Source organism: Stenotrophomonas sp. Sm6012 (assembly GCF_030985895.1).
Lineage (GTDB): Bacteria > Pseudomonadota > Gammaproteobacteria > Xanthomonadales > Xanthomonadaceae > Stenotrophomonas > Stenotrophomonas forensis.
Genome location: NZ_JAPTFX010000006.1, coordinates 24,969 through 46,970 on the forward strand (window position 1 = coordinate 24,969; position 22,002 = coordinate 46,970).

At 68.2% G+C, this 22,002-nt stretch carries 19 protein-coding genes and 2 tRNA genes; 20 read left to right on the forward strand and 1 reads right to left on the reverse strand.

Annotated elements, in window-relative coordinates; translation table 11 throughout:
• Window positions 1-16: 16 nt before the first annotated feature.
• The 13 genes from O0J73_RS02230 (at window position 17) to O0J73_RS02290 (ending at window position 13,804) form a co-directional block, all read left to right on the forward strand.
• Window positions 17-688 carry a response regulator transcription factor gene (locus O0J73_RS02230; protein ID WP_006429911.1) on the forward strand — a complete coding sequence of 224 codons (672 nt, stop codon included), beginning with the start codon at window positions 17-19 and terminating at the stop codon, window positions 686-688.
• A gap of 1 nt (window position 689) precedes the next feature.
• The gene (locus tag O0J73_RS02235; RefSeq protein ID WP_053449300.1) at window positions 690-2,033 is read left to right on the forward strand and encodes a HAMP domain-containing sensor histidine kinase; all 1,344 of its coding nucleotides are present in this window, start codon (window positions 690-692) and stop codon (window positions 2,031-2,033) included.
• 59 nt (window positions 2,034-2,092) lie between these two features.
• Entirely contained in the window at window positions 2,093-4,492 is a 2,400-nt protein-coding gene (locus O0J73_RS02240) for a DNA internalization-related competence protein ComEC/Rec2 (RefSeq protein WP_308307907.1), read from the forward strand.
• A gap of 3 nt (window positions 4,493-4,495) precedes the next feature.
• Complete coding sequence (locus O0J73_RS02245) at window positions 4,496-5,158, forward strand: MotA/TolQ/ExbB proton channel family protein (RefSeq protein WP_006429918.1); 663 nt, start codon at window positions 4,496-4,498, stop codon at window positions 5,156-5,158.
• Between the two features lie 3 nt (window positions 5,159-5,161).
• Entirely contained in the window at window positions 5,162-5,584 is a 423-nt protein-coding gene (locus O0J73_RS02250) for a biopolymer transporter ExbD (RefSeq protein ID WP_004152323.1), read from the forward strand.
• Window positions 5,581-7,329, forward strand: coding sequence for a lipid A export permease/ATP-binding protein MsbA (msbA, locus tag O0J73_RS02255; RefSeq protein WP_308307908.1), 1,749 nt, complete (start codon window positions 5,581-5,583; stop codon window positions 7,327-7,329). The genes O0J73_RS02250 and msbA overlap by 4 nt, the downstream gene beginning before the upstream one ends.
• Window positions 7,329-8,348: a tetraacyldisaccharide 4'-kinase gene (gene lpxK, locus O0J73_RS02260; protein WP_308307909.1), complete on the forward strand. Its 1,020-nt coding sequence runs from the start codon at window positions 7,329-7,331 to the stop codon at window positions 8,346-8,348. The genes msbA and lpxK overlap by 1 nt, the downstream gene beginning before the upstream one ends.
• 75 nt (window positions 8,349-8,423) lie before the next feature.
• Window positions 8,424-9,197 (forward strand): 3-deoxy-manno-octulosonate cytidylyltransferase, encoded by a 774-nt coding sequence (gene kdsB, locus O0J73_RS02265; RefSeq protein ID WP_006429926.1) that lies wholly within the window; start codon window positions 8,424-8,426, stop codon window positions 9,195-9,197.
• Window positions 9,194-9,682 (forward strand): low molecular weight protein-tyrosine-phosphatase, encoded by a 489-nt coding sequence (locus O0J73_RS02270; RefSeq protein ID WP_197563422.1) that lies wholly within the window; start codon window positions 9,194-9,196, stop codon window positions 9,680-9,682. The genes kdsB and O0J73_RS02270 overlap by 4 nt, the downstream gene beginning before the upstream one ends.
• On the forward strand, window positions 9,679-11,091 hold the full coding sequence (locus O0J73_RS02275; protein ID WP_308307910.1) for a hypothetical protein: 1,413 nt from the start codon (window positions 9,679-9,681) through the stop codon (window positions 11,089-11,091). Before O0J73_RS02270 ends, O0J73_RS02275 begins: the two co-directional genes overlap by 4 nt.
• A complete protein-coding gene (gene uvrC, locus O0J73_RS02280; RefSeq protein ID WP_053511557.1) occupies window positions 11,088-12,932 on the forward strand; it encodes an excinuclease ABC subunit UvrC in 1,845 nt (614 codons plus the stop codon). Before O0J73_RS02275 ends, uvrC begins: the two co-directional genes overlap by 4 nt.
• Before the next feature lie 19 nt (window positions 12,933-12,951).
• The gene (gene pgsA, locus O0J73_RS02285; RefSeq protein WP_040008180.1) at window positions 12,952-13,581 is read left to right on the forward strand and encodes a CDP-diacylglycerol--glycerol-3-phosphate 3-phosphatidyltransferase; all 630 of its coding nucleotides are present in this window, start codon (window positions 12,952-12,954) and stop codon (window positions 13,579-13,581) included.
• 147 nt (window positions 13,582-13,728) lie between these two features.
• A tRNA-Gly gene (locus O0J73_RS02290) sits at window positions 13,729-13,804 on the forward strand.
• 59 nt (window positions 13,805-13,863) lie between these two features.
• Here O0J73_RS02290 and O0J73_RS02295 read toward each other — a convergent pair.
• Complete coding sequence (locus O0J73_RS02295) at window positions 13,864-14,424, reverse strand: Rrf2 family transcriptional regulator (RefSeq protein WP_006429988.1); 561 nt, start codon at window positions 14,422-14,424, stop codon at window positions 13,864-13,866.
• A gap of 285 nt (window positions 14,425-14,709) precedes the next feature.
• Between O0J73_RS02295 and O0J73_RS02300 the strand changes: the two genes are divergently transcribed.
• The 7 genes from O0J73_RS02300 (at window position 14,710) to O0J73_RS02330 (ending at window position 22,001) form a co-directional block, all read left to right on the forward strand.
• Window positions 14,710-15,921 carry an NAD(P)/FAD-dependent oxidoreductase gene (locus O0J73_RS02300; RefSeq protein ID WP_308307911.1) on the forward strand — a complete coding sequence of 404 codons (1,212 nt, stop codon included), beginning with the start codon at window positions 14,710-14,712 and terminating at the stop codon, window positions 15,919-15,921.
• Window positions 15,922-16,083: 162 nt separating this feature from the next.
• A complete protein-coding gene (locus tag O0J73_RS02305; RefSeq protein ID WP_308307912.1) occupies window positions 16,084-17,190 on the forward strand; it encodes an NAD(P)/FAD-dependent oxidoreductase in 1,107 nt (368 codons plus the stop codon).
• 116 nt (window positions 17,191-17,306) lie between these two features.
• Window positions 17,307-17,382: transfer RNA gene (locus O0J73_RS02310), tRNA-Gly, on the forward strand.
• A gap of 369 nt (window positions 17,383-17,751) precedes the next feature.
• The gene (locus tag O0J73_RS02315) at window positions 17,752-19,215 is read left to right on the forward strand and encodes an efflux transporter outer membrane subunit (protein WP_308307913.1); all 1,464 of its coding nucleotides are present in this window, start codon (window positions 17,752-17,754) and stop codon (window positions 19,213-19,215) included.
• Window positions 19,212-20,351, forward strand: coding sequence for an ABC transporter permease (locus tag O0J73_RS02320; protein WP_006430187.1), 1,140 nt, complete (start codon window positions 19,212-19,214; stop codon window positions 20,349-20,351). The genes O0J73_RS02315 and O0J73_RS02320 overlap by 4 nt, the downstream gene beginning before the upstream one ends.
• Before the next feature lie 10 nt (window positions 20,352-20,361).
• Complete coding sequence (locus O0J73_RS02325) at window positions 20,362-21,090, forward strand: ABC transporter ATP-binding protein (RefSeq protein ID WP_049456510.1); 729 nt, start codon at window positions 20,362-20,364, stop codon at window positions 21,088-21,090.
• Complete coding sequence (locus O0J73_RS02330) at window positions 21,087-22,001, forward strand: HlyD family efflux transporter periplasmic adaptor subunit (protein WP_308307914.1); 915 nt, start codon at window positions 21,087-21,089, stop codon at window positions 21,999-22,001. The genes O0J73_RS02325 and O0J73_RS02330 overlap by 4 nt, the downstream gene beginning before the upstream one ends.
• The last annotated feature ends 1 nt before the right edge of the window (window position 22,002 follow it).

The window sequence follows — 22,002 nt, forward strand, 5'->3', positions numbered from 1 at the left end:
GGCAGCCGAGTCCCTGATGCGCATCCTTCTGGTCGAAGACGATCCTGATCTGTCCCGTGCCCTGCAATCGGGCCTGGAGCGGCAGGGCGTGGTGGCCGACGTGGTCGGCAGCCTGGCCGAGGCGGCCATCGCGCTGCGCGATCCGGTGCACCAGTTGATGCTGCTGGACCGCCAGCTTCCCGATGGTGACGGCGCCGGTTTTGTCGCCACTGCGCGGTCACTGCGCCCGAACCTGGCGGTGATCATGCTGACGGCCAAGGGCACGTTGTCGGACAAGGTCGAAGGGCTGGACGTCGGTGCCGATGACTACCTGGTCAAGCCGGTGGCGATCGAGGAACTGATGGCGCGCATCCGCGCGGTGTCGCGGCGGCCGTCTGCGATGGTGACGCCGAGCCTGCGGCTGGGACGGCTCGAGTTCGATTTCGAATCGCTGCAGGCACAGGTGGAAGGCCAGCCGCTGCCGCTGCCGCGCCGGCAGGTGCTGGTGTTGCAGGCGTTGGCGATGCGGCAGGGGCGCACGGTTACCCGCAGCGCACTGGAAGCGGCGGTTTACGGCTTCGATGATGAGATCCAGTCCAATGCACTCGACGCGCACATCTCCAAGCTGCGCAAGGCGCTTCAGCAGGCCGGGGCGGGCGTGGAGATCCACGTGATCCGGGGCGTCGGCTACCTGCTGGCGGAGGCCTGAGATGGCGCGCCCGATCCGTTCCATCACGCTCGGCCTGGCCTGGCGGCTGTTCCTGGCGCAGGCATTCACCGTGCTGTTCGCGGTGGTCGCGCTGATCCTGACCTGGGGTGACAAGGACTCCTGGGGCATGGACATGTTCATGGCCGAGGCGGTGGCCAAGGCCGTGCACAGTGAGGGCGGCAGGTTGGTGCTGGACGAGGCGCGCTGGCGCAGGCTGGACGCGGATGCGGGAGGCAATCTCTGGTTCGCGGCGGTCGATGACAAGGGCATCTGGCTGGAACGCGGCACGATTCCGGCCATCCACGCGCCGTTGCTGGCACGGTTGCCGGCGTTGGGTGCCACCGAACTCGGTTCGCTGGTGCCGCCCTACCTGGATGTGGCAAGGGTGATGATCCGCAACGAGGATGGTCGGCGCATCACGGTGATGGTGGGGGGCGCACCGAAGGGTGGGCTGCTGGATGGCGCACTGATGGTGTTGCGCCTGATTGGCTTGTGGTTCTTCCTGCCGCTGATCGTGGTCACGTTGCTGGTGATGCCGACGGTGATCCACCGCGCGATGCGCGGTGTGCGGCGTTCCGCGCAGCAGGCCAAGGAGCTGGATATCGGCCAGCCGGGCGCGCGGCTGGATGCGCAGCTGGTGTCGACCGAGGTTGCGCCGCTGGTGGAAGCGTTCAACGATGCGATCGACAAGGTGCAGCAGGGCTACGCGGCGCGCGACAAGTTCCTCGCCGATGCCGCACACGAGCTGCGCGTGCCGATCGCGGTGGTGCAGGCGCGCCTGTCACAGCTGCCGCAGGGCGAACTCAAGTCGCAGCTGCTCACCGACGTTGCCCGCCTCGGCAACGTGGCCGAGCATCTGCTCGACCTGCAGCGGCTTGACCGAAATGTCGGTGCGCTGCAACGGCTGGACCTGGCGCTGCTGGTGCGCGAAGCCGCTGCCGAGCTGGCGCCGCTGGTGGTAGGGGCGGGCTATGGCTTCGAGGTGGATGCTCCGGACGCGCCGGTGTGGATCCACGGCGACAGCCTGGCGCTGGGGCGGGTGATCGCCAACCTGGTGCACAACGCCATCGTTCACGGTGGCGGGCGCGGCACCATCTGCGTGCGCCTGGATGAGCGCGGCCTGCTGGAGGTCAGCGATCAGGGTGCCGGCATTCCGGTCAATGATCGCGAGGCGATCTTCGAGCCGTTCCACCGGCTGCGCGCGGCTGGCAGTGGCAGTGGGTTGGGCCTGCATCTGGTGAAGGAGATCGTGCAGCACCACGGCGGCTCGGTCAGTGTCGGCGAAGCGACCGGCGGCGGCGCCAGCTTCCGGGTCAATTTCCATCGCGGCACCGTTCGGCGCTGACAGCCGCGCGGGGCGTTGCCCGATAGGCAAGCCGTCGTGGCCGATTGCAGGCTGCACGGATGGTTTCCGAACGATCCGCTCCCCCCCTGTTCGGTGGGGGCAGTGCCGCAGGGCTGGTGCTGGGCGCGCTGGCCTGCATGCAGCTGCCGGTGCTGCTGCCACTGTGGCTGTGTGCGCCGTTGGCGGTTACCGCTGTTGCCGGCTGGTTGGCGCGCTGGCGGGGCCGGGGCTGGGCGATGGCCGTGTTCGGGCTGGCATGGGCGACGCTGCACGGGCATTGGGCGCTGCACCGGCAGATGCCTCCCGCTGCGCCGGCGCAGGACGTGCGGGTGCTGGGACGCGTCGTCGACCTTCCACACAGCGGGCCGGATTACACACGTTTCCTGCTGCACGTGGACGAGGCCGGGGCGCTCCCATCGCTGCGCGGCACGCGCCTGCAGGTCACCTGGAACGATCCGTGGCGCGGGCCTGCAAGCGCTGGCGGCGGGGGAGGGCGCCATGCGGTTCGCGCCGGGGCGCATTGGGAATTGTCACTGCGCCTGCGGGCGCCGCGTTCACGGATCAATCCGGGTGGCTTCGATGCCGAGCGGCATGCGTTGCAGCGGGGCATTTCCGGCAATGGCACGGTTCGTGATCCGGCAAGCGCTCGTGAGCGGCTGCCCGCACGGGGCCTGCAGGCCTGGCGTGAACGCAGCAGCGCCGCGATTGCCACGCAGGTGGCGCATCCGGCTGCACGGTTCGTGCAGGCGCTGGCACTGGGCGACACCCGTGGCGTGTCCGATGCCGACTGGGAGCACCTGCGCGCGCTGGGCCTGACCCATCTGGTCGCCATTTCCGGATTCCACGTGGGCGTGGTGGCTGGATTCGGTGCGCTGTTGTGCCGCGTGTCGTGGTGGTTGTGCCCGGCGCTGGGGCGGGTCCGGCCACGGCCGCAGGCCGCCGCGTGGGGCGCCGCGCTGGCCGCGGCCACCTATGCCGTTGCGGCCGGCGGCGCGCTGCCGACCGTGCGCGCGGCACTGATGATCGGCCTGGTTGCATTGGCCCGGGCCGGACGCCGCCCGGTTGCTGCGGGGCAGGGGTTGGCGTTGGCTGCGATGGTGATGCTGCTGCCGGCGCCGATGTCGGTCCTGTCGGCGGGGTTCTGGCTGAGCTTTGGCGGGGTGCTGTGGCTGTTGTGGTGCCTGCCGCGCACCGGGCGGGAAGGCCTCGGCGGTGGAGTGCGCGGCTTCCTGGCGGCGCAGGGGGTGGCCAGCCTGGGCCTGCTGCCCCTGTGCGTGGCCTTGTTCGGCGGTACCGCGCGGTTGGGGCCGCTGGTCAACCTGCCGATCATCCCGTGGTGGACGCTGCTGGTGGTGCCGCTGTCGCTGTTGGGGACCGCTCTTCACACCCTGCACGACGGCGCGGGCGGATGGGCGTGGCGTGCCGCCGCCGGGTTGTTCGAGCTCAGCTGGCAGGCCCTGCAGCCCCTGGCGCTGCATCCGCGGGCGATGTGGTGGCTGGCCGAAGCGCCCGTCTGGGCGGTGCCGGCGGCATTGCTGGGGGTGTTCTGGTGGCTGCTGCCGCGCGGGGCAGGCGGTGCACTCAGCGGTCTGTTGCTGTGCCTGCCGCTGCTGTGGCCGGCGCGCGAGGCGCCCGCAGAGGGCGAGCTGGAGCTGCTGGTGCACGATGTCGGCCAGGGTGCGGCGGTGCTGGTGCGCACGGCGCAGCACGCGCTCTGGTACGACGTCGGGCCGCCGAACGGCGGCGACGGCAATGAACGGATCCTGGTCCCGGCCCTGCGCGCGCTGGGCCAGGGGCCTCCCCAGCAGGTGATGCTCAGCCATGACCATCTGGATCACATCGGCAACCTGCCCAGCCTGCGGCGGCAACTGCCCGGGCTGCAGGCGCTGGCCCCGCCCGGCAGTGCGATTGCCGGGGACCTGCCGTGCCAGCAGGGAATGCGCTGGCAGTGGGACGGTGTTGATTTCCAGGTACTGCACCCGGCGCCCGGCAGCCGCCAGGCCGGCAACGAAGACAGCTGCGTGCTGCGCATCGCCAGCCGTCATGGCGTTGTTCTGCTGCCCGGTGACATCGGCCGGTCGACGGAACAGCGACTGCTGCAGGCGACACCAGCGGCGTTGAAGGCCGACGTGGTGCTGGTGCCGCACCATGGCAGCGGCGGCAGCTCCAGCGCGGGATGGGTGGCGGCGGTGGCACCGCGGCTGGCGCTGGTTTCGGCCGGGCACCAGAACCGCTTCGGCCACCCGCGCCGGGAGGTGGTCCAGCGCTGGCAGGCGCAGGGAGCCGAGGTGCTGGCGACCGCCGACGCCGGGGCGATCCTCGTATGGCTTGGCGCGCAAGGGCTGCAGCTGCGTGAACAGCGTGTCCACGCATCCCGTTGGTGGGATGCCGCTGGGCGGGCGCGGTCGGCTGCTATCCTATCGTCGATCGAACAAGCGGCCGTTGGGCCGGAGGGTTGAAACGTGTGGGAACTGGTCAAGGCCGGTGGCTGGCCGATGGTGCCGCTGCTGCTGTTGGGCGTACTGGCTTTGGCGATCATCCTGGAGCGTTTCTGGTCCCTGCGGCGGACGGAAGTGCTGCCGCCCGGCCTCGGCCAGGAAGTGCGCAACTGGGCCGCGCGCGGCAAGCTTGATCCGGCCCATCTGCAGACCCTGCGTGCCAACTCGCCGCTGGGCGCGCTGCTGGCCGCCGCGCTGGAAGCGCGCAATCGCCCGCGTGACCAGATCCGCGAGCGCATCGAGGACACCGGCCGCCACCTTGTGCACCGCATGGAACGTTTCCTCAACGCACTGGGCACCATCGCCTCGGCGGGCCCGTTGCTGGGCCTGCTCGGCACGGTGATCGGCATGATCCAGATGTTCCTGGGCATCCTCGACCACGGCGTGGGCGACGTGAACCAGCTGGCCGGTGGTATCGGCAAGGCTCTGGTCTGCACCGCCACCGGCATGATCGTGGCGATCCCGGCATTGATGTTCCATCGCTACTTCAAGGGCCGCATCCATGGTTACGTGGTGGAGATGGAGCAGGAAGCCAGCGCATTGCTGGATACGCTCGACGGTCGCCCCGGGGTGATGAACCCGGCCGCAGCGGTGCGTTCATCCAACGCTGCCACGGCGAAGGCCTGATCGATGCGTATCGGCAACGACCGGTCACAGGATGAGCCGCATATCGACCTGGTGCCGCTGATCGACGTCATCCTGGTGCTGATCATCTTCTTCGTGGTCACCACCACGTTCGACGCGCGTTCGACGCTGCAGGTGCAGCTGCCGACCGCCAGCCAGCAGCAGACCAACGAGCCGCCGCGCTCGCTCAGCGTGCTGATCAACGCCGAGGGCCGCTATTTCATCAATGACCAGGAAGTGCTGCGCAGCGACGTCGAGTCGGTCAAGCAGACCATTGCCGCCGTGGCGGGCAGTGATCGCGAGCAGACCGTGCTGCTGCGCGCCGATGCACGCACTCCCTACCAGGCCGTGGTGACCGCGCAGGATGCGCTGGGCCAGCTCGGCTTCCGACGTATTGCCATTGCAACAGCACCCGAGGTGCGTCCATGAGTTCCAAACACGCGCCGGTGTGGCCGATCTACAAGCGTCTGCTGGGATATACCCGTGCCTACTGGATGCTGATGGTCGCCGCTGTCATCGCCATGGCGGTGGAGTCGGTGGCCGGCTACTTCTTCACCAAGCTGATGGAGCCCCTGGTCAACCGCGGCTTCGTCAATCCCGAGCCAAGGATGGCGGTGATCCTGCCGCTGACCATCCTCGGCCTGTTCCTGATGCGCAGTGCCGCTACCTGGGTCAGCGACTACGCACTGGCCAAGACCGGCCGCAGCGTGGTGCGCGACCTGCGTGAGCAGGTACTGGCCAAGTACCTGCACCTGCCGTCATCGCACTTCGATACCGAATCGACCCCGGTGATGGTCAGCCGCCTGAATTTCGACACCGAGCAGGTCACCCAGGCCAGCGCCGATGCACTCAAGACCGTGGTCGCCGATACCCTCACCATCATCGCGATGCTCGCGGTGATGCTGCAGATGAGCGTCAAGGTCACCGTGGCGATGCTGGTGGTGGTGCCGATGATCGGCGTGATCGTGTCCTACGTCGGCAAGCGCTACCGGCGTATCAGCCGCGGCATCCAGGACGGCATGGGCACGATGGCGCAGACCGCCGAGCAGTCGCTGGCCGCGCAGCAGGAAGTGAAGGTGCACGGCACCCAGCAGCATGAGATGTCGCGTTACTCGCGCCTGGCCAACCGCATGCTGGCACTGAACATGAAGGTGGAAATCACCCGTGCCGGCGCGTCCAGCGTGGTCCAGTTCCTGGCCGCGCTGGCACTGGCGGTGATCGTCTGGGTGTCGACCCGCGAAGCGCTTGCCGGCCGTCTGAATGCCGGCCAGTTCATGGGGCTGATGATCTCGATGACCGCGATCATTCCCTCGCTGCGCCGCCTGACCAGCGTGCAGTCCTCGATCTCGCGTGGCGTGTCCGCTGCCGAGCGCCTGTTCGGCATCCTCGACATGCCGGTCGAGCGCGACGAAGGCCGCAACACGGTGCAGCGCGTGCAGGGTGAACTGGCGTTCGAGCACGTCATGCTGCGCTACCGCGCCGACAGTGGCATCGCGCTGGATGACATCAGCTTCGTTGCCAAGCCGGGCACGGTGACCGCCATCGTTGGCCGATCCGGCAGCGGCAAGACCAGCCTGATCCGGCTGGTACCGCGCTTCTACGAACCCAGTGGCGGGCGCATCACCCTCGACGGCGTGGCGCTGGACGACTATCCGCTGGCCGATCTGCGCCGCCAGGTGGCGATGGTCGGTCAGAAGGTCATGCTGTTCGACGACACCATCGGCGCCAACATCGCCTATGGCATGGAGGCAACCGACGATCAGATCCGCGCGGCCGCCGAAGCGGCCAATGCGTGGGAATTCATCGCGCGCTTGCCGCAGCAGCTGCAGACCCCGGTCGGCGAGAACGGCGCGCTGCTGTCCGGTGGCCAGCGCCAGCGCCTGGCGATCGCGCGCGCGATCCTGCGTGATGCCCCGATCCTGATCCTCGATGAAGCCACCGCTGCGCTCGACAACGAATCCGAGCGGCTGGTGCAGGACGCATTGCAGCGCCTGATGCCCGAGCGCACCACGCTGGTCATCGCGCACCGCCTGTCGACCATCGAGCATGCCGACCAGGTGCTGGTGATGGACCACGGTCGCATCGTTGAACGTGGCACCCACAAGGAGCTGCTGGGCATGGGCGGCCTGTACCAGCATCTGCACAGCATGCAGTTCCGCGAAAGGCAGGACTGATGGCTGGCAAGGGTACCCAGACCCCGCCCTACTGGTATGACGGCAGCCCGGTTCCCTGGGCGATGCGCCTGCTGGCGCCGCTGTACTCCGGTGTGACCGCGCTGCGCCGGCGTGCCTATCGGCGCGGCTGGCGCAAGCACTACACGCTGCCGGTGCCGGTCATCGTGGTGGGCAACATCACTGCGGGAGGGACCGGCAAGACGCCGTTGACGATCGCCCTGGTCGAGCGACTGCGCGCCGCCGGCTGGAAGCCGGGCGTGGCCAGCCGTGGCTATGGCCGCGAGGATGCCGACAAGCCGCTGTGGGTGCAGGCCGACACGCCGACCGCCAAGGGCGGTGACGAACCGGTGCTGATCGCGTGGAAGACCGGCGTGCCGGTGCGCGTGGACCGTGACCGCGTTGCCGCTGGCAAGGCGCTGATCGAGGCAGGATGCGATGTGATCGTCTGCGACGATGGCCTGCAGCATTATCGTCTGGCACGCGACATCGAGATTGAAGTGGTCGATGCCCAGCGCCGCTACGGCAATGGCCGGATGATTCCGGCCGGGCCGCTGCGTGAGCCGGTCAGCCGCGCTACCGAGTGCGACTTCCGTGTGGTCAACCTCGGCCAGGCCGATGAGGACGCCGCCGCCCAGGCCTGTGGATTCGGCCAGTGGCCGATGGCCCTGCACATCGACAGTGCGCAGCCGCTGGCCGGTGGCCGTGCGCGCCCGCTGTCGTATTTCAAGGGCCAGCGTGTGCACGCGGTGGCCGGCATCGCCCATCCGCAGCGCTTCTTCGACATGCTGCGCGCGCGGGGCATCGGCGTGGTGCCGCATGCCTTCGCCGACCATCAGGCGTATCAGCCGCAGGACCTGTCCTTCGGCAGCCAGCTGCCGGTGCTGATGACCGAGAAGGACGCGGTGAAGTGCCGTCAGTTCGGCAACGACTGGCATTACGCCGTCCCGCTGCGCGCCGAGCTGCCTGCTGCGTTCTGGGTGGCGCTGACCGACCGCCTGGACAAGCTGAGACCGAACTGAGTGGCGCGGCGGCGCTTGCATTCACCCGTCGCCGGCCGCATTCCTGTTGCAACAAGCCTGCCGAGTACCGCCCGCATGACCGAATTCGTCGTCGCCATCCCGGCCCGCTATGCCGCATCGCGGCTGCCGGGCAAGCCGCTGCGCCTGCTGGGCGGTGAGCCGCTGGTCCTGCACGTGGCGCGCCGCGCGCTGCAGGCGGGCGCTGGCGAGGTCTGGGTCGCCACCGACGACCAGCGCATTGCCGACACGCTGTCCGGGCTGGCCGAAGTGAAGGTGGCGATGACCGCGACGTCGCACGCGTCCGGCACCGACCGCCTGGCCGAGTGCGCGCGTATTGCCGGGTGGGCGAACGACACCGTGGTGGTGAACCTGCAGGGCGATGAACCTTTCGCGCCTGCGGCCGGCATCCGGGCAGTGGCCGACGCGCTGGTCGACGGCAATGCGCCGATGTCGACCCTGGCCACCTCCGTCGAGGACGCGCACACCCTGTTCGACCCGAACGTGGTCAAGCTGGTGCGCAACGTGCGCAACGAGGCGATGTACTTCAGCCGTGCGCCGATCGCCTGGCACCGCGATGGCTTCGCCCGCGGCCGCGACACCCTGCCGGACGGCCATGCCTGGCTGCGCCATATCGGCATCTATGGCTATCGCGCCGGCTTCCTGCAGCAGTTCGCGGCGATGCCGCCGGGCCAGCTGGAGCAGGTCGAATCGCTGGAACAGCTGAGGGTGCTGGAGGCCGGCTATCCGATCAGCGTGGCGATCTCGCCGGAACCGTTCCCGCCGGGCATCGATACCCCCGAGGACCTCGAGCGCGCCGAAGCGCTGCTGCAGGCGATGGCCGCGCGATGAGACTGCTGGTCGTCTGCCTCGGCAACATCTGCCGTTCGCCGATGGCCGAAGGTGCGCTGCGCGCACGCCTGGACGCCTCGCTGCTGGCCGGCCAGGTGCAGGTCGACTCGGCCGGTACGGGTGACTGGCACGTCGGTGAGCCGCCGGATCGGCGCGCGATCGCCTGTGCGGCCGGGCACGGCGTGGACATTGGTGGCCTGCGTGCACGCCAGCTGCGGGCCGTGGATTTCGACCGCTTCGACTGGGTCCTGTGCGCCGACGAAGCCAATATGCGTGATGCCGCTCGGCTGGCGACGCCCGCCCAGCGCGAGCGGCTGGCGCTGTACCTGCCGTGGTCGGGCGGGAAGGGGCGAGTCGCGATCCCGGATCCCTACACCGGTAGCAACGATCACTTCGAACAGGTCTGGACGCTGGTCGACACTGCGGCAGAACGTGCCGTGGCACGACTGTTGCATGACGCCGACTCCGGCATAATCGGGCCATGAACGTCCAGCCCGTCCCGGACCTGCCCGAGTTCGCCACCTGGCTCAACGCCACCCCCTGCACCCTGACCGAACTGCGCGGTCGGCCGGTGGCGCTGTTGTTCGTCAACGCCGCCTCCGCCTGGAGCGCGCAGCGGCTGGCCGAGTTCGGCCAGTGGCTGTCACGCCACCCGGGCAAGTTGCAGCCGCTGGTGCTGCAGGTGCCGCGCTTTGATTTCGAGCGCGACCCGGGGGCCGCTTTGAAGCTGCTGCGCCGGCAGGGCCTGACGATGCCGCTGCTGCTGGATGCCGACTGGGATGGCTGGCGTCGCTTCGGCATCAACGCCTGGCCAACGATGGTGCTGCTGGACGCGCAGGGCCGCGAGCAGCAACGGCTGGTCGGGCAGGGCGCGCCCGGTGAGCTTGAGCGTGCCTTGAACGCGCTGTGCCAGGGCGCCCCTTCGGCGCCGCCGCGGGGAGGCAGCGAACTGCATCCGGAGCCGCGCCAGGCCCTGCGTTTTCCGTTGGGGTTGGCTGTCAGCACCGAACGCCTGTACATCGCCGACAGCGGCCATCACCGCATCCTCGAATGCAGCCATGGTGGCCGCATCCTGCGCCAGTTCGGGCTGGGCACCGCCGATTTCATGGATGGCAACCTTGCCGAGGCGGCGTTCCATCGCCCGCAGGCGTTGGTCCTTGAACGCGACGCGCTGTACGTGGCCGACACCGGCAACCATGCGGTGCGACGCATCAACCTGCTGACCGGCATCGTCGACACGCTGTGCGGCAACGGCCGCCCCGGCGCGCCGGTAGAGGGCCCGGTTGCGCAGGCGCGGCAGGTATCGCTGGACCATCCGATCGGCCTGGCCATCGCCGACAACCAGCTGCATATCGCCATGGCCGGCGACAACCGCATCTGGAGCTATCACCTGGGCCAGCGCAGCCTGCAGTGGCGCGCCGGCAGCGGTGCCATCGACGAGCGCGACGGCAGTGGCCACCTGGCCGCCTTCGCCCAGCCCAGCGCGCTGGCCGTAGTGCAGCAGGTGCTGTACGTGGCCGACGCGCTGGGTTCCTCGATCCGTGCGCTGCAGCTGCGCGGCGATCTGGTGCAGACGCTGGTCGGGCAGGGGCCCTGGCGCTTCGGCAATGAGGATGGCCCGCGCGCGCAGGCCCGCCTGCAGTTCCCGCAGGCGATCGCCTTGAGTCCGGACGCTCCATTGCTGTGGATCGCCGATTCCGGCAACGGCCGCCTGCGCACGCTTCGCCTGGGCGGTGGAGAACTCACCACCCAGCCGCTGCCGCGTCGCCTGCAGGGCCCGGCCGGGCTGGCCGTGGGCGCAGGCGCGGTGTGGATCGCCGAGACCGACGCCCACGCCGTGCTGCGCCTGGACCCTGAAAGTGGCGTGCTCAGCGAAGTACCGATCAGCGAATGACCGACGTTCCCGCCCCGGCCTTCGACGGCAAGGCCTTTGCGGCCCATCTCAGCACCGCGCCCGGCGTGTACCGCATGTACGCGGCCGACGACACCTTGCTGTACGTGGGCAAGGCGCGTGCACTGCGCAACCGCGTCGGCAGCTATTTCAACGGCAGCCCGAAGAACGCGCGGATCATGTCGATGATCTCGCAGATCGCGCGCATGGACGTTACCGTCACGCGCTCGGAAGCCGAGGCGCTTCTGCTGGAAAACCAGCTGATCAAGTCGTTGTCGCCGCGCTACAACGTCTCGTTGCGCGACGACAAGACCTATCCCCATGTGCTGCTGACCCGCGAGGACTGGCCGCGCATCGCGCTGCATCGCGGTCCACGTGCCATTCCCGGCCGCTATTTCGGGCCCTATCCGGGCGTCACCGCAGTGCGCGAGACGCTGAACCTGATGCACAAGCTGTTCAAGCTGCGCAGCTGCGAGGACAGCGTGTTCCGCAACCGTTCGCGGCCGTGCCTGCAGTACCAGATCGGCCGTTGCAGCGCGCCCTGCGTCGAACTGGTGGCGCCAGCCGAATATGCCGAGTCGGTGCGTCGTGCCGCGCTGTTCCTGGAAGGCAAGAGCGACGAGCTGACCCGCGAGCTGGGCGAGCAGATGCAGGCGGCCAGCGAGGCGTTGGAATTCGAGCAGGCCGCGCGCCTGCGCGATCTGATTTCCTCGCTGCGCAGCATGCAGACCCGTCAGTACGTGGATGGCCGCGCCGCCGACCTGGACGTGCTGGCGGTGGCCATGCAGGGCTCGCAGGCCTGTGTGCTGCTGCTGGCGTTCCGTGATGGGCGCAACCTGGGCACCCGTCCGTTCTTCCCGCGCACCAATGGCGAGGAAAGCCCGGAAGAAGTCCTGGCTGCGTTCGTCTCGCAGTACTACATCGAATTCGAGCCGCCGCGCGAGATCCTGCTGGACCGCGAGATTCCCGATGCCGACCTGCTGGTCGCCGCGCTGTCGGCCTCGGCCGAACGCAAGGTGCAGCTGAAGTGGAACGTGCGTGGCGAGCGTGCCGGTTATGTGGAACTGGCCAGCCGCAACGCGCAGCTGACCCTGGCCACCGAACTCAACAGCCGCAACGCACAGCACGCACGCAGCGATGCGCTGCGCGACATGCTGGGCCTGGCCGAGCCGGTCAAGCGGGTGGAGTGCTTCGACATCAGCCATACCCTCGGCGAAGCCACCGTGGCCTCCTGCGTGGTGTTCGACGCCGCTGGCCCGGTGCGCGCGCAGTACCGCCGCTTCAACATCAGCGGTATCGAGCCGGGCGATGACTACGCCGCCATGCGCCAGGCCATCGACCGCCGCTTCCGCCGTGCCGTGGAAGAGCAGGGCGTGCTGCCGGACGTGCTGCTGATTGACGGTGGCGCCGGCCAGTTGGCACAGGCGCAGGCGGCGCTGGCCGACCTCGGCGTGGAAGGCGTGCTGCTGGTGGGTGTGGCCAAGGGCGTGGAACGCCGCGCCGGCCACGAAGCGCTGGTGATGCCGGATGGCCGCGAACTGCGCCCTGGCGCGGCCAATCCGGCGCTGCAGTTCATCCAGCAGGTGCGCGACGAGGCGCACCGCTTCGCCATCACCGGCCACCGCGGCCGCCGGCAGAAGGCGCGGATGACCAGCAAGCTGGAGGACATCCCCGGTATCGGGCCGCGCCGCCGTGCCAGCCTGCTCAAGCATTTCGGTGGCCTTGTGGGCCTGAAAGCCGCTGGCGAAGCGGAAATCGCCAAGGTGGAAGGCATCAATGACGCCCTCGCGGCACGTATCTACGCTAACCTGCACGGGTTGGCCACGCCCGATGCGGCCGAGTAGAGAGAGAAGCACGCACGCCATGAAGTTGACCCTCCCCACCTGGCTGACGTTGTTGCGGATCGTGATGATCCCGGTGCTGGTGCTGGTGTTCTACCTGCCCTACACCTGGACCAACTTCGCTTCGGCGGCGATCTTCGGCCTGGCCGCGATCACCGACTGGCTCGATGGCTGGATCGCACGCCGCTACCAGCTGGAGTCGGCGTTCGGCGCGTTCCTGGACCCGGTCGCGGACAAGCTGATGGTGGCAGTGGCGCTGTTCCTGATCGTGCAGGGTCATCCGACGCCGTGGATGGCGTTCTGGGCGGCGGTGATCGTCGGCCGTGAGATCGCGGTGTCGGCGCTGCGCGAGTGGATGGCTGAACTGGGCCAGCGTGCCAAGGTACGCGTGGCGATGATCGGCAAGGTCAAGACCACCGCGCAGATGGTCGCGCTGCTGTGCCTGCTGTATTCGGTGGCGCCGAACGTACCGGTGCAGGACATCTGGATGGGCTGGCCGGTGTTCCATATCGGCGATTGGACCCTGGCGATTGCCGCCGTGCTGACCCTGTGGTCGGGCCTGCAGTACCTGCACGCCGCCTGGCCGAGCCTGCGCGAGGACGAGCGCGCTGCGCGCGAGCGTTCGCGGCAGAAGAAGCTGGGCAACGGTTGATCGGGCGCGACATCCACGCATGGCGTGGATCTACTGGAAAGGCATGCATCCATGCCAGGCGTAGATGGGCAATGCCAGGTGCCTCGCATACGCCTGAAAAAAACCGCTTGACGCCATTCCTGGAACAGGTAGAATTTCGCCTCCCAAGCGGGAATAGCTCAGTTGGTAGAGCGCAACCTTGCCAAGGTTGAGGTCGCGAGTTCGAGTCTCGTTTCCCGCTCCAGATTCAAGAAGAACGCTCCCGCAAGGGGGCGTTTTTCGTTTGCGTGCGCGTCACTGCGATCAATCGTCGTCCTGCGTCGACGTGCGCGCACGCATGCCGGTGATGCGCGCTTCCTCGCGTGCCGCCTGGCGGTCGGCAAACCACTCCTGCACATCGCCTGCGAAGCTCGCCGGGCGCCCCTTGCCCTGCACACCCTCGGCAATCGAGGCCAGGCTGGAACGCGCCAGTTCTTCGCGCATCGCCTTCTGTGCATTGATCATCACCGCGTGGATGCCGCACACGCCGCGGTTGGCCCAGCGCGGTGGACTGCCATCGAACAGCGCGCAGCGCCCGCGGATCTCCTGGCAATCAAACAGCGCCTTCTGTCCCTCAACGGCGTCGACCACATCCAGCACGCTGATGTCTTCGGGCGCACGCGCCAGCTGGTAGCCGCCGCGGATGCCGCCAGTGGACTCGACGATGCCGGCCTTCTCCAGCTTCGGAAAGATCTTCGCCATGAACGCTGCCGGCACGCCCTGCAGTTCGGCGAGGTCGCGGCTGCTGGGCCGCTGTTCCAGCGGCGGGACCAGCCAGAGCAGGCAGTGCAGGGCGTACTCGACGCCCGTTCCGATGTGGGCCATGGGACCGATCCAGAAAAATATAACGCGGACTATAGGGGCCTGAGTTACCCGCCGCAACCCTGCGGAACTTCATGCAGATCTTTGATTTCATTGGCGTTGTGGTGGGGAAAAGGAGTAGGGCAGGAAGGCGTCGGCCTGAACCGCGCCGCCGTCAGGCGCTTGCGCGACATAATGCGGACTCATATGATCCGCGTTATGTGGTACGGCGCTGCGGCACACCGCCCACGCCCGTGCCGTCCGCGCACCCGGGCGCCTGAACCCTGATTCCCAGAAGGATTTCCCTCCGTGTCCCAACGCATTCTTGTCATCGGCGCCGGCTTTGCCGGCATGTGGAGCGCGCTCGCCGCCGCCCGTCTTCTCGACCAGGCGGCGCGCCGTGATGTAGAGATCGTGCTGGTTGCGCCGTCGCCGGAGCTGCATGTGCGCCCACGCCTCTACGAAAAGGGACTTGAGCGCATGAAGGCGCCGCTGCAGGCCATCTTCGATGCGGTCGGCGTGCGCTACCTTGCCGGCCGCGTCGAGCACATCGACGTCGCCAACCGGCAAGTGCAGGTGGTGGGCGTGGGAGCCGATGCCGCAACGCAGGCATTGCACTACGATCGCCTGGTGCTGGCCGCTGGCAGCCGCCTGAACTGCCCGCCGATTCCCGGCCTGCAGCAGCACGCCTTCAATGTCGATCAGATCGCCGACGCGGCACGACTGCAGGCGCATCTGGAGGGTCTTGCCGGCCGCCCGGAAAGCGCAGGACGCAACACGGTGGTGATCGCGGGCGCCGGCTTCACCGGTATCGAAACCGCAGCCGAAATGCCGGCTCGCCTGCGCGACGTACTCGGTGCCGATGCCGCAGTGAACGTCATCATGGTCGAGCGCGCCGAGGACTTGGGCCCGGACCTCGGCGAAGGTCCGCGTCCGGTCATCACCCAGGCCCTGACCGAGCTCGGTGTGTCCTGGCAGCTGGGGTCGGGCGTGGCCTGCGTGGATGCCAACGGCGTGACCCTTGAGAACGGTGAGCGCATCGACGCCGCGACCGTCATCTGGACGGCCGGTGCACGCGCCAGCGCCTTGACCACGCAGATCCCCGGCCAGCACGACGCCGTGGGTCGGCTGCACGTGGATCGCACCCTCAAGGCGACGGGCGTCGATGCGGTGTTCGCCACCGGCGACTGCGCGCACGCCGCCACGGACGACGATGGCAACGTAGCGATGATGTCCTGCCAGCACGCGATGAACCTGGGACGCTCGGCTGGCCACAATGTTGCAGCCGATCTGATCGGGGAAGCGATGATTCCGTATGCGCAGCCCAAGTACGTGACCTGCCTGGACCTGGGGCCGTGGGGTGCCGTCTACACCGAAGGCTGGGATCGCCAGGTCGTGCTGTCCGGTGCGGAAGCCAAGGCGCTGAAGACCCGCATCAACACCGAATGGATCTATCCGCCTAGTGGTGAGCGTGCGGAGATCCTTGCGTTGGCCGACCCGCTCAGGATCGTGGTCGCCTGATAGCGCCAGGACGCTCTGCAGGCAACGCTCCCCGAAGGGAGCGTTGCTCTTCCGGTGCATCACGCGCAGGGCATCGCTTCATCCCCACTTCACCGTCATCCCATCGTCCCACCATGCGCTGGACTGAAGCTGTATTCCTCGTTTCCAGCCGGTGATGCAGCGATGCCCCACATCCCCTCCACCTACGACCATGACGTGGTCATCGTCGGCGCCAGTTTCGCCGGTGCCGCCTGCGCACTCGCCGCTGCCCAGTACGGCCTGCGCGTCTGCGTGCTGGAACGCAAAGCCGATCCCGGCGAACGCCTGCACACCACCGGCATCGTGGTGAAGGAAGCGATGGAGCAGACCTGGTTGGGTCGAATGCCCGAACACCTTGTGCAACGCGTTGCGAATGTGCGCCTGTATGCGCCGAACCTGCGCAGCGTGCTGCTGGCTGCGCCGGGCTACTACTTTCTCACCACCGATACGCCGAGCCTGATGCGCTGGCTGGCCAGTGAGCTGCGCGCGAATGGCGTGGACCTGCGACTGCAACAGTCCTTCACCGATGCCCGTCGCAGTGGCGACGGCTGGCAGGTGAAGGGAGCGGGGCGCTGCGCCTACCTGGTCGGCGCCGATGGCGCGCGTTCGCGCGTGGCCCAGCGAACCGGCCTCGGCCAGGTGCGTGACAACCTTTACGGCGTCGAGCGCGAGTTCGCTGGCCTGCAATTGCCGCAGGGCGATGCATTGCATTGCTTCGTCAGCAAGCGCTTCGCACCGGGCTATATCGGCTGGGTCGCACAGAATCCGACGGGCCTGCAGGTCGGCCTGGCACTGCGCCATGACCCGGCACAGGTGCGGCCGCCGGATATCGATGGCTTCCTTGAGCACGTGCGCGATGTGGTCGGCATTCCGCCCGCCGCGCGGCCTTCGGCTACCCGCGCCGGCCTGGTGCCGTGCGGCCGGCCGGAAGGCCCGATCACCGGCCCTGGCGTGATCCTGACCGGCGACGCCGCGGGCATCGTCTCGCCGCTCTCGGCCGGCGGCATCCATTCCTCATGGCGGCACGGTTGGGCCGTGGGCGATGCCATCGGTCGGCACCTGCGGGGCAGCGGCCCGCAGCCGGAGCGGGTGGCGCGGCAGGCGGCGCCGGCGTTCCGCGGCAAGCGCCTGCTGCGCCGGGCGATGGATCATCTGCAGGCCGATTGGCCGCTCAACGCATTGCTGCATACGGCGGCTACACGGCGCATCGCCGAGCAGATCTACTTCCACCGTCGCGGTCTTCGCATGTGAAGGGAGCCGGCCGTGACGCCCGAGTGCGACCCCACATGTGACGTGAAAATTCCTGTTGACGCCGTGCAGCAATATCGACACAATAGCGCTCCTTCGACGCAGGTCGAACGAAATCTGCGGGAATAGCTCAGTTGGTAGAGCGCAACCTTGCCAAGGTTGAGGTCGCGAGTTCGAGTCTCGTTTCCCGCTCCAGATTCAAGAAGAACGCTCCCGCAAGGGGGCGTTTTTTCGTTTGTCATGATGCCGGCTGCTGCACTCGCTACAGGCAGGCCACGGCATCTTCATGGAAGGCGTGGTATCAGTGCGCCTGCGGGATGATCCCGACATCAGTATCGCAATCGGAATGGCGGGCGTGCGGTCGTGGGGACGATCGCGGGTGCAAGGCTCGGGGGTGGGCGGCAGCAGGGTTCAATGGCTTGGAATCAGCACCAGCGTTCTGCGCGTCCCATGTGGTGAAAGGCTGGCGAAAGGCCAACGCCAGCATTGCCTGAACCGCACGCGTGCTGTGACGTTTTTCGGACCATTTCTCCATGTTCGCTCCACAATCGCACGGTAGCCTTCATGCTCCTTCTAGACGTTGGCGGGCTGGTGGTCAGGCGTATCACTCCAGTGGCAGTGCCCAGGACCGGGCGCGGATTCTCCCTGCAGGCGGTGCTGCGCCCCGGCGCACTGCTGGCCAGCCTGGCCCTGGCGGGTTGCATGTCGGTACCGGTGCCGGACCTGCCCGACCGCACGCCCAGCGCCTGGGCCCAGGTGCCACAGGGGCAGGGCGTGGCGGTGGACGCCAGGCAATGGTGGAAGGTGCTGGCCGACCCGGCGCTGGATGGCCTGGTGGACCAGGCCATTGCCGGCAACCTCGACCTGCAGCAGGCCACGCTGCGCCTGCAGGCGGTGCGGATCGTCGCCGGCACGTCGGACTCACGCTTCCTGCCGGAGATCTCGGCCAGCGCCAAGCAGGTGCAGGACGCCGCCGCAGTCGATACCTACTTCCATGCGGGCATTGAAGCGATCTGGGACCTGGGCCTGTTCGGTGCCGCCGAGAGTGCGCAGTTGAGCGCGCAGGCTTCGGCCGGCAATGCCGAGGCGTTGCGCAGTGCTGCGCAGGTTGCGGTGATCGCCGACGTGGTGCGCAGCTACCTGGATCTGACCGTGGCGCAGGCCCAGCAGGACCTGCTGGCCCGGCAGCAGGCGGTGGATGATCGCGGCGAGCAGTTGGCGCTGGTTCGCCAGCGCCTGCGCCTGGATGAGCCGGGCGAACTTGATCGGCTGCGGGCTCGCCAGGCAGCCACCCGCGCGGCGACGGCGCAGGCCCGCGAGAATGCGGACAATGCCGCCCGTGCATTGGCCCTGCTGCTGGGCCGCGATGGCCCCGACCCGGCCTGGCACGCCTATCGCACGCCGCCGAAGCTGGGCGCATTCTCGCTGCAGCAGGTGCCGGCCGATCTGCTTCGCCACCGCCCGCAGATCCTGCTGGCCGAATCGGAAGTGATGCAGGCTGCGGCGAGCAAGGGTTCCGCACGTGCGGCGATGTATCCGCGGGTCAGCCTCGGCGGTTCGATCCTGTACGCCTACAACCTCACCCAGAACGCCCGCTCCAATTCCGACTCCAGTCCCTCGATCGGCCCGTACATCGATATTCCGTTGTGGGATTGGGGCCAGCGTCGTGCACGCTTCCATGCCGATGAGAAGCAGCTGGATGCTGCGCTGCTCGGCTACCGCAAGGCGGTGCTGGAAGGGGTGAGCGAAGTGGAGGGCGCACTGGGCAGCCTGGCACGCCAGGACAGCAGCATCCAGTCGCTGCGTGCGGCCAATGATGCTGCCGGCCAGCAGGTCAAGCGCCAGGTGCGGCAGGTGCAGTTGGGCCTGTCCAGCGAATTCGATGGCCTCGACACGCAGCGCGCTGCGTTGTCTTCGCAGGCCGATCTGATCGGTGCGCAGGGTGCGCGTGTGCTGGCATTCGCCTCGCTGTACCGCGCCCTGGGCGGCGCGCCGCTGCCGGTCGAGGCGGAGGGCGAGTCACAATGATCGCACTGGCCCGCAAGACCCTGGCCTACGAGTGGCGCCGGTTCCTGCCGGTGGTGCTGGCGATGTGCTTCGCCGGTGTGTTGTTGATCGTGCAGGCAGCGCTGGTGCTGGGCATCTTCGGTACCGCCGCGATCTACGTGAAGGCGTCCTCGGCCGACATCTGGGCCGGTTTTCCCGGCACCCAGAGCGTCAACTACGGCCACGCGATAAGCGCGGACGTGGAAAGCCACCTGCGCATGGACCCGGATGTGACCCGTGTCGAACCCTACGAATGGGTCGATGGCGAATGGCGCTCCAGCGCGCAGGGCACCGGCAACGTCTCGGTGTACCTGTCCGGTATCTCCACCCAGGATGACGCGATGATGTTCGCGCGCATCCTGCCGGCCGACCTGCGCGCGCAGCTGCGCGAGCCGGGCGCGGTGATCGTCGACAGTGCCGATCTGGATACGCTGGGCGTGGACCTGCAGAACAACCGTGCCTGGATCAACGGCAAGGCGGTGCGTGTGGTCGCCGCACAACCGGGGCTGCGTGGCCTTGGTGGCGTCAACGTGCTGGCGTCGCTGGATACCGCGCGTGCCATCGCCGGTACCGACCCGCATGAAGGCAGTACCTATTTCGTGGCGGGCCTGCGTTCGCCGGAGCTGGCCGACCGCGTGCGCGATCGTCTGGCCGCGTCGATGGGCCAGGCGACGCCGGTCGAGTTCTGGACGGCGCCCGAGTTTGCCAGCCGCTCGCAGCAGTACTGGTTGTTCGATACCGGTGCCGGCATCGCGGTGTTGTTCATGGCGGTCATCGTCTGCTTCGTCGGCGCGGTGATCACCAACCAGTCGTTTGCTTCGGTAGTGGCCGGCTCGGTTCGCGAATACGCCACGCTCAATGCGCTCGGCGCAGGCCGCTATGCGCTGGCGCGGGTGGTGTTCGAGCAGGCGCTGCTGATCGGCGGCGTAGGCATGTTGCTGGCGGCGGCGTTCAGCACCGTCGTGCTGTTGATCGCGCAGACCCAGCGCGTGCCGGTGCAGTTGACGCCGATGGTCATCATCGGCTGCGTGGCACTGGTCGCGGTGATGGCCATGCTGTCCAGCATCATGGCGGTCCGCAGCGTGGTCCGCTCCGATCCATCGTTGCTGCTGCGTTGAGGACCGGCCGATGACTTCCACACCCGCCGTCGCCCCGACCCTGCAGGCCGACGCACTGGAAAAGGGCTTCATGTCCGGCGATGTGCAGGTGCCCGTGCTGCGCGGCCTGTCGCTGGACATCTACCCCGGCGAGCTGACCCTGGTGTCGGGCCCGTCCGGCTGCGGCAAGAGCACGCTGTTGTCGCTGCTGTCTGGCCTGTCTTCACCGGATGGTGGCCGCGTGCATGCGCTGGGCCAGGATGTGGGCCACATGACCCGCAGCGAGGTCGAGCGTTTCCGCCTGCACCACGTTGGCTTTGTGTTCCAGGGCTTCAACCTGTTCCCTGCACTGACCGCGCTTGAACAGGTGCAGCTGCCGCTGGGCTACCGTGGCATGAGCAATCGCGAAAGCGAGCCGCTGGCCCGCAGGGCGCTGGAAGAAGTCGGCTTGAGCCATCGCAGCCATATGCGCCCGGCGCAGCTGTCCGGCGGCGAGAAGCAGCGCGTTGCGGTCGCCCGCGCCTTCGCCAAATCACCGACGCTGATCTTCGCCGATGAGCCCACCAGCGCGCTGGACGCCGAGAACGGCCAGCGCGTGATCGACATCCTGCATCGCTATGCACGCGCGCATGGCGCCACCGTGCTGTGCGTGAGCCACGATCCGCGCCTGATCCGGCATGCCGATCGGGTGATCGCCATGGAAGACGGCATGGTCCGTGATGACCGCCGCCAGAACGAAACTGTAGAGTCCGCCCCATGACCAAGACGTCGCACCTGCTCCCCCTCAGCCTGGCCCTGTCCGCGGCATTGCTGCTTGGCGCCTGTTCCAGGGACGCGCCCGCCCAGGCACCTGCAGGTAAAGCAAGCACTGCCACCGCCGGCAAGGTCGCCGTGGCGCGCGGCATCATCGACGTCGAGGGTGGCCTGATCGCGCTGGCGCCGCCGGTGGATGGTTCGATCACCGCCGCGCCGGTGAAGGAGGGCGCCACGGTGAAGAAGGGGCAGTTGCTGCTGTCGCTGGATGGTGCCCTGCTGCAGCAGGAGGTGGCGATGGCCACCGCCGATCTCGCCCTGGCCAATGACCGTCTGAAGGGCAGCCAGGCGCAGCTGCGCGAACTGGAGCGCAACGCCACCCGCCTGTCCACGGGCGCCAGCGAAGGCGTGTCGTCCAACCAGCAGGCCGATGCGGCCAAGCAGCAGCTGGCCGGCGTGCGTGCCGACGTCGACGTGGCCGGCGCGCAGGTCGACATGGCCCAGCACAAGCTGGAACACGCCAGACTGAAACTGCAGCAGATGTCGCTGAGCGCACCGGAGGCCGGCACCGTGGTCGGGCAGGTGCCGGGTCTCGGCGCCTTCGTGCAGGCGGGGAAGCCGGCGATCTCGCTGCTGCCGGCACGGCCGCTGCAGGTGCGTGCAGAACTGAGCGCCGCCTATGCCGACGCGGTGCAGGTGGGCATGAAGGCCACCGTAGTGCCGGATAGCGACGGCGCCGAGAACACAAGTACGCTGCCGTCCGCACATGTGGTGCGCATCAGCCCGGTGTTCGCGCAGGCACGCCTGCCCGAAGACGCGGGGCGCGGTGTGGCCAAGGTGGTGGAGTGCGTGCTGGAGTTCGACGGCACGGCCAAGGCGCGCTTCGGCCAGCATGTGCGGGTGGAGTTCCGGAAGTAAC